Here is a 6,634-nt window from a genome sequence, read left to right as displayed (position 1 = left end):
AATCCTTATCTGGCAAGAGACTTAATTGATTAGTTCGCTCTAGAGCAAAAACAATTGACAAAAATCGCTAAATGCCTTTCTCTATAAGGGTTCCATCCCTTATAACCCCCGTCCATTGCATAACACAAACCGAAGAGCCTTTGTAGTGGACTGTTTCAGCTAAAATAGGGCAATAGATTTCGGCTTAAAGTCTTAGATTATAGAATTTATAGCATTTTTCTAATACACCAAATTAGCTGAAACAGTCCAGTAGGATGGGTTAGCGGTAGCGTAACATGAGCGGGCGTTGGGTTTCATGCTTCAACCCAACCTACGTTCAACTTATATTTAATTCCACCCACCCACTTAGGTCAAAATCAGGGTATTTTCTGTTTTCAAGTGATGAAATACAGAAAAGCAGCAATTCGATCGAGAAATCGATAAAAACAGCCTAGACTAGAAAAAGAATCCTCTATCCTGACAGCTATCCTGTGGAGATTACTTTTTTAGGAACCAGTTCCGGGGTTCCCACTCGTTCCCGTAATGTCTCTAGTATCGCCCTTCGGTTGCCGCAACGGGCAGAAATATGGCTGTTTGACTGTGGAGAAGGAACTCAACACCAGTTACTGCGTAGCGACCTGAAAAGTTCCCAAATCCGACGCATTTTTATCACCCACATGCACGGGGATCATATCTTTGGTCTAATGGGACTGTTAGCCAGTATTGGATTAGCCGGTTCTGCTCAGGATATTGATATCTACGGACCCCCCGGACTAGGGGACTATCTGCGTGCTTGTGCTAAGTATTCCTATACTAATTTAGCCAATCGGGTGCGTGTCCATCCCGTTTCCCCCGGCATACTCTACGAGGATGAAGAATTTACCGTCTCCTGTCAGCTATTAAAACATCGTATTCCCGCCCACGGTTATCGTATCGCCGAAAAAGACCGTCCAGGACGTTTTGATGTGGAAAAAGCCAACGCTTTAGGTATTCCCCCCGGACCAATTTACGGCAAGCTGAAAAAAGGGGAAACTGTCACCCTTCCCGATGGCAGAAAAATTCGCGGTCAGTCCCTCTGCGGAGAAACGGAAATCGGCCGTAAAATTGCCTATTGTACCGATACTATTTTCTGTGAAGGCTCGATCGAATTGGCACAGAATGCAGATGTGCTAATTCATGAGGCGACTTTTGCTCACCAAGATGCCGGATTAGCCTTTGAAAGTGTTCACTCCACTTCGACGATGGCAGCCCAGGTGGCCTTGGCAGCCCAAGTAAAATTGTTATTAATGACCCATTTTAGTCCCCGTTATCTACCGGGGAATTCTCTGGATATTTCCAATCTGTTAGAGGAAGCGCGGGCAATTTTTCCTAACACTAAATTAGCCTACGATTTCCTCACCTACGAAGTCCCCCGCAACCGTCAAGAAATGGTCTTAGGAGTTAAGTAATTATGCCAGCAGCAGTAGAAGAAAAAAGCATGGTTCCCACGGTTTTAGTGGGTATTGGTGGCACGGGTAACGAAATTTTATCGCGATTGCGTCGCTTAATCGAGGAAAGTTATGGCAGTTTGAGTAATTTTCCGATTGTCAGTTTTTTGGTGGTTGACACGGATAAGGATTATAAAATCAGTAATCCTGAAGCTGCTGGCAGTGCTTTTAAAGATAACGAAAAACACTGGGCCCGGGTGAGTGGAAAACAGGTACAGGAGATGGTATCTGACATGGATAGATATCCCTGGATTAATAGTTGGTTTCCCCCGGAATTAGAGAGAAATATTACTTCCCTGGAAGCGGGAGCGGGACAAATTCGCGCCTGTGGTCGTTTTGCTTTATTTTGTAATTATCATGAGATTCAAAGGAAATTTCTGGACGCGGTGAGACGGGTAAAGGGACAAGAAAACTTTATGCTCGATCGCTATGGAATTAAAGTTAGTAATAGTGCCATTAATGTCTTTACTACGGGGTCTTTAAACGGTGGTACGGGTAGCGGAATGTTAATCGATATAGGCTACTGTATTCGTAATTGGTTGCGAGGGGAAAGTAGTCCTTTGAGTACGGCAATTGTTCCCACTCCTGAAGCATTTGCGGGGATTAGTGTCGGCGATCGAGTTTTGGCTAATGGTTACGCTGCCCTGATGGAATTAAATTACTTTTCTGACTACAGAACCGAATATCATCAACAGTTTAGCAGCGGTTTAGTCGATGAAGTGGTTAGTAAATTACCCCCCTTTGACTTTACCTATTTAGTGGGGACAAAAAACGGAGAAGGTGATTTTAAACTCGGTCAAATTAGGGAAATGATCGCCCAAAATATTTTTCTAGATATGACCTCTGATTTTGCCCCTCATAAGCGTTCCATTAGAGATAATATTAAGGGTTCTTGGGCACAAGCTGACCCAGGGGGTCGCGGTTATCCTAAGCAATTTATGAGTTTTGGACTATCAACTATTGAAATTCCTATTGCCCAAATTCGTGCCTCCTTATCGGAACGTTTAGCCAAAGATTTAATTAATTGGTGGCTGAATGATTCCGTGATTTTACCCGCTCAAATGTTGGACTTAGTAAGAGGTGATATCCTCAAAAAAATGCGCTTGAGCGAAGGGGAATTAATTATGGATTTATGTGCCGACAAGGATCGCTCTTTAATTGCCATAATCTCCCAATGGACTAACGAAACTCGTCAGGAAATCAATCAAGATAATTGGCTCTCTTGTACCAAACAGGGTGTTAATATTTTAGGCAATGAACAGGGTAAAATTCTGCAATTTATTAATGATTATTTGACACCAAGAGTCGAGGAATTTAAACGCAATCATTTACTAGAATTGAGTCCCGATGAACGGCTGCACGGCGATTACCTGAAAAAGATTTATAGTAATCGGGATGAAATTATTCAACGGGGTAAAAAGTCCCTGGAAATAGAGTTTTATAATATCCTTGAGGATCGGAACCGTGGGGTAAAATTTGCCGAGAGTTTTATTGTTTTAGTACGACAAATCTTCACCGACATAGCGGAAAAATTCCGTCGCGATCAAGAACAGGTTTGGAGTCAAAACGAAAGTAAACGTCAACGAGAATATGATACAGCCTTAGCAGAAATTAATGATCTGAAAGATAAAATTCACATCTCGAAAAAAGATAAGATGGAACAATATTGTGAACAAGCTTTAACGGGATTGGAAGGCTATTTAATGGCCAATATTCAACGAAAAACCCGAGGTGCAGGAGTAGAGGTTATTAATCGTTTATTGGAACATCTTAATCAATTAGAAAGCCGTTTTAATCGCTTTCGTCAGAAATTAATTCAAAGTCGCGATCTATTTAATCTCCAAGCTAACCAACAGATTGATAGTGCCGATGCTTTGTTAATTAATGGGATTAAATTATTTGACAGACAAGAATTAAATGGTCTTTATCAAGACTTTATCGAACAATTTGCCTCCGGGATTGTCGGTAACAAAAACGCCTACGATACGGGTATGGATAACCTTTGTTTACCCCTCTCAGAAGAGATTTTAAAGCAATCTAGCCTCCTCTGGAAAGAAACGCGCCGCGCTGATGAAAATATGCGTTTATTTGACATAACCGAGATTGCCGATATTCGTCAAGGTGATTTTCAAAAAGTTATCCTAAACCAAGCTAATCAACTCCTACAAAATGCTCCTGCTAGTAGTCGCATTCAGCAGGAATTAGCCGCTTGCGATCGCTTGTTAAAAATCTATAACAACGATGCCGATATTATCAATAATCTTCGCATTGCCTACCAAAAATCGCGACCCCTAATTATGCTTAATCCTGCGGTTTTGCGGGGAAAAGATGCGGGTTTTACACCCCAATTAAATCAAAATATTGCCCTGATTGGAGGAAGAAATACCAGTAACCCGGCAGCCCAAAAAATTATTCCGAAACTGCGGGAATTTATCCCCAACGAAGACGATATTAAACCCTTGGGAGAAGTGGAAAAACATCGTCTTGTCTTCGTGCAGGAAATTGGCGGTTTTTCCCTGCGCTGTCTCGATGGAATGCGAGAACTGCGGCAATCCTATCAAGACTGGAAAGGAGAATTTATTCTCGCTAAACGCGCCCAACAAATGGGGGAAAATCGCGATTTACCTATCCCCGTGCATATCCAAAAGGAACCTCCTTTCTGGGATGTTTTTCCCGAAGATCCGAGTATTTATCAATTGGTGGTGACGTCCCGGGCTTTAAAAGTGCTTTTTCCAGAAGTCAATCGAGTCACTAATGAGAAAACAATTCGCTATGAAATTAAAACCGCAACGGGATTAAAAAAAGTCGATATCGCCACCAGTTGGGAAGATGCGGTACAGGTGTTAGAAGTAAAAGCTTGTCGCGAAGATAAGGAAAAAATTCAAAGTCAGGTGACAGCTAAGTTACAGGATTCGGCCACTCCGGAGAAAAAACAAGCTTTGTATCGGAATTTTATCGAATATTTACAACAACGTTCCGAGGAGTTGACAGGAGGAAAAGATAATACAGAATATAAACGGGAAGATGCAGTTATTTTGCAGTTAATCCATAACTATAAGTTGGATAGCGGTGGAGAAATTCCTCTTTCTCCGGTGACGGAAGTGGCTAACCCAGCTTTAATTATCTGCGGTAATTGTGGACACAAAAACCCGCCTTCGTCTAATTTTTGTTCTAAGTGTGGGGCAAAATTAGTTAAGTAGAAATTAGATTTTGGGTTTGATCCCCCCTGCCCCCCTTGATAAGGGGGGTGCCGATAGGTGGGGAGAGCCACCTTGATAAGGGGGGAATCTGACAATTTTTAACACCTACCTAATTTAACGGAAAAAGTGGGGGTGTTAGCTGGACTAACATCCCCCAAAATGAAAATTTTCGGGAAAAATTGCCTAATAGCGAAAAAACTGGATTATAATAAGGTCTTTACTCAAGATTTTTGCTAACCGCTAACTGCCATAAAAGCCAATCAAAACCCCTGTTTATCGAGAGAAAAACCAATGGTAGCCACTTTAAAAGGACGAGATGTTTTAAGAATAACCGACATGAGTAGCGAAGAAATCAGCGCCCTACTCAATCTATCGGCACAGCTTAAAGCTGGCACTCTTAACCCTAGCTGCAAAAAAGTCTTAGGATTGCTATTTTATAAAGCCTCCACCCGGACCCGGGTTTCCTTTACCGTCGCTATGTACCAGTTAGGGGGACAGGTGATCGATCTTAATCCCAGTGTAACCCAAGTGGGGCGCGGGGAACCCTTAGCAGATACAGCCCGGGTACTCGATCGCTATCTCGATATTCTCGCGGTTCGCACCTTTAAACAAGAGGATTTAGAAGCTTTTGCTAATTATTCCCGCATCCCGATTATCAACGCTTTAACGGATTTAGAACATCCCTGTCAGATATTAGCCGATTTACAGACTATCCAAGAGACTTTTCAGACTTTACGGGGAATTAACCTCACCTATGTGGGGGATGGTAATAATGTCGCTAATTCTCTCCTCTTGGGTGGCGCTTTGATGGGGTTAAATGTGCGGGTTGCTTCCCCCGCAAACTATCAACCGGATGGGGAAATTGTCGCCAGCGCCCAAGCTATTGGCGAGAAAACCGGTAGTAAAATCTTAATTACCGACGATCCCGTTACGGCCGTAAAAGACTCTCAGGTGGTCTATACTGATGTCTGGGCAAGTATGGGACAGGAAAGCCTCGCTGATGCCCGAATTCCCGTTTTTCAGCCCTACCAAGTCAATGAACAGCTAATGAGTCACGCTGACAAAGACGCGATTATTCTCCATTGTTTACCTGCTCACCGCGGCGAAGAAATTACCGACGGGGCGATCGAGGGTGTACAATCAAAAGTCTGGGAGCAAGCGGAAAATCGGATGCACGCCCAAAAAGCTTTAATGGTGAGTTTATTGGGATTAATCTAGCTGCAGATGCTCAGTTACCTAAAATAATTATTAAACTACATAATCAATCATCCTAAGACCTGTCCGACACCGGAAGTTAACGCTAGGATTGATGGTAAGAGCAATAATCAGGGCAGCCTCCACACAAACTATATGTCAGACACCTCCGCAGTTAAAAAATATCTCGCCCATTGGTTTCAATTGGGAAAAAAAGTTATTTGTCCCAAAAACCAAGCTATGCTATTTCCGCTGCCAATTTTCAATGCTGATCGCTATTCGTCGGAGTTTGAAGATTGTTGGCAAAAAATGCTTGATCCTGAAAGTGGCGATTGTTACCTAGAAGGTACTCAACAAACTATCCGAGACTTACTTTCCCCTCAATGGGAATTTCATCCCTGCGCTCGTTGTACTATACCCGTACCAATTGAAGTGGTGGGACAATCGAGTTTATCCTGTCCCTGCCATGATTTGAGTAATTGGCCCAATTTAGAATTACCCTTACCCCATTTACCTGTCAATAGTCGAGAAAATCTCGATCGCATCCGGCAAAGATTGCTAAAAAATTCTCACCCACATTAACCGGACAAAAAGAGACGTTAGGGGTAACGTCTCGACAAAAGGGTTGATATTTAGGGTCTGCTGAATAAATCTAAAAACCTTGTTGGATAAGACTTTTAGACTTTTTTTTCCTCAAAAAGTGCCAGCCGTTGCGGGGATCGGGGGGAAAATTCAGGTACTTTTTCCCTGAAAATTAGGTAATTGACTACCTCA

General features: G+C 42.6%; 4 protein-coding genes. All 4 read left to right on the top strand.

Annotation, left to right across the window (positions count from 1 at the left end; all coding sequences use genetic code 11):
* Positions 1 to 470: 470 nt before the first annotated feature.
* The 4 genes from O9332_RS16735 to O9332_RS16720 all read left to right on the top strand — a co-directional run bounded on the left by O9332_RS16735 (position 471) and on the right by O9332_RS16720 (position 6,442).
* Complete coding sequence (locus O9332_RS16735) at positions 471 to 1,427, top strand: ribonuclease Z (RefSeq protein ID WP_002762405.1); 957 nt, start codon at positions 471 to 473, stop codon at positions 1,425 to 1,427.
* A 2-nt stretch (positions 1,428 to 1,429) separates the two neighbouring features.
* On the top strand, positions 1,430 to 4,666 hold the full coding sequence (locus O9332_RS16730; RefSeq protein ID WP_288026515.1) for a tubulin-like doman-containing protein: 3,237 nt from the start codon (positions 1,430 to 1,432) through the stop codon (positions 4,664 to 4,666).
* A gap of 291 nt (positions 4,667 to 4,957) precedes the next feature.
* On the top strand, positions 4,958 to 5,884 hold the full coding sequence (argF, locus tag O9332_RS16725; protein WP_002762401.1) for an ornithine carbamoyltransferase: 927 nt from the start codon (positions 4,958 to 4,960) through the stop codon (positions 5,882 to 5,884).
* A gap of 132 nt (positions 5,885 to 6,016) precedes the next feature.
* Positions 6,017 to 6,442 (top strand): hypothetical protein, encoded by a 426-nt coding sequence (locus O9332_RS16720; RefSeq protein ID WP_002762400.1) that lies wholly within the window; start codon positions 6,017 to 6,019, stop codon positions 6,440 to 6,442.
* Positions 6,443 to 6,634: the final 192 nt, after the last annotated feature.

It is taken from the genome of Microcystis sp. LE19-10.1B, assembly GCF_027530565.1.
GTDB classification, from domain to species: domain Bacteria; phylum Cyanobacteriota; class Cyanobacteriia; order Cyanobacteriales; family Microcystaceae; genus Microcystis; species Microcystis aeruginosa.
Note: the sequence above shows the minus strand (reverse complement) of the source record. Positions and strands in the feature narration are given on the sequence as shown.

What these genes read in the sequence shown, in the direction of transcription:
- O9332_RS16730 (WP_288026515.1), top strand. Translation starts at nt 1,430, where the DNA reads ATGCCAGCAGCAGTAGAAGAAAAAAGCATGGTTCCCACGGTTTTAGTG.
- argF (WP_002762401.1), top strand. Translation starts at nt 4,958, where the DNA reads ATGGTAGCCACTTTAAAAGGACGAGATGTTTTAAGAATAACCGACATG.
- O9332_RS16720 (WP_002762400.1), top strand. Translation starts at nt 6,017, where the DNA reads ATGTCAGACACCTCCGCAGTTAAAAAATATCTCGCCCATTGGTTTCAA.